This is a genomic window from Cupriavidus sp. UYPR2.512, from assembly GCF_000379565.1.
Classification (GTDB): Bacteria; Pseudomonadota; Gammaproteobacteria; order Burkholderiales; family Burkholderiaceae; genus Cupriavidus.
Map to the genome: position 1 here is coordinate 1 of NZ_KB903091.1, position 1,461 is coordinate 1,461.

At 58.3% G+C, this 1,461-nt stretch carries 1 pseudogene; it reads right to left on the bottom strand.

Annotated features, from left to right (window positions below):
• Positions 1–971: 971 nt before the first annotated feature.
• Positions 972–1,367 (bottom strand): annotated as a pseudogene (locus A3A5_RS0122035) (transposase); the annotation flags it as partial.
• Between the last annotated feature and the right edge of the window lie 94 nt (positions 1,368–1,461).

The following is a 1,461-nucleotide window of genomic DNA, read 5'->3' on the forward strand; positions in this document are numbered from 1 at the left end:
ATCCGAAAGAGTTTACAACCCCACCCGCTATGTCATTGACCGTAAACGACTTTCTGCGGCGCACCAGCCGCCAGGAGTTGTGTGTAATGAGGTGGTCTTACCTGACGTTGGACATCGGCCCAATTGATGCCGTCCCAGGCCACGCCGGAAGGCGCACACGCTGGTGTTGCTGCGTCCATTTGCTTCCCCTCCGTTAAGATGGTTCTACCTACTCTCTTGTGACGAGAGACCATGAGGAAGTCTGCCCGCTTTCGCGTGGGATGATGTTGCAACCCCTATCCATCCGATTACAGGATGGCGTTCGCTTTGTCCTCAATCCTTCGCCCGCATTGCCATGGGCAAGCCTTGCGGCTTGCTGTCCCCGAGGGGAGCGATACGGGATTTCCACGTTCCGCTTGCGAAAGCATGTCGGGTTAGGCGCCTGCTGTCGATCGGGAAGCGTATGGGTCACGAGAGCGTATATTCAAGACGCTCTTCCCACCTCCATTGCCATTTTGGCTCAAGCGTAATAGCCACTTCCGCTTGTTTAGAATAACGACCTTTATCGCAGATTCACATGTGTTCGCCATGCCGACTGTCTAGCACTCATCCGGCGTGTGGCTGCCAGAAGGGTACGCCTCTCGCGATTGATACCCCGCATCTTGCGATGCTTCGTTACGTTGTCAGAGTCGCTCTTTATTCAGACTCCTAGACGCGCCCGGTGACACGGGCGGTTCCCTCATGTTGAAGCAGGAACAGCTCCTGCAAGCGACTTCATGTCGCAACGACCACCTTCTATCCGCCGGCGCTTGGCCGGCCTCATCCTGCATGCGCATTACGCCGGAATCATCAACCAGGAAACATGCCCCATCTAGATAAATCGGTTGCATCAGCAACCCAGGAGGAGAACGGGCATGTTCACCTCAGACCGTTTGTGCTTGCGTAGTTGACCTGACTGACCGTTACCTCCTTCCTGCAAAACTTTCAGGCGCCTACGCCGACTTCAGCCGTGCGCCTTCGGGAATCTCACCGTCTTTCAGGTAACGCCACAGCGCAATGGCGAGTCGCCGTGCGACTGCAACGATCGCGATGCGCCGGGCCCGCCGGTTTGGTCCCGTGCTCTGGGTGCGCTCGTTGAACCAGCGCGTGAGTGCACTGTCGGGCTGGTAGCGCAGCCAGCACCATGCCATCTCGACCAGTAACGCGCGCACGCGTCGGTTGCCCTGTTTGCTGATGCCCTGGTCGACCTGGCTCTCGCCGCTGTCGTAGGGCTGGGCCACCAGCCCCGTACAGGCACCCACCTCGCGCCGGTTGCTGAACTCCCTCCAGAACAATTCGAGCGCGAGGCGCGACGCGCCCACTTCGTCAATTCCTTTCAGGCGCGCCAGGTGTTCCGTTGCGGGCTGAATGAGAGTTGGCGTCGCGAGATATTTGGCATGAGACAGGGGCGGATGTCTCGCGCTTTTTGCACAAGAGATTCAC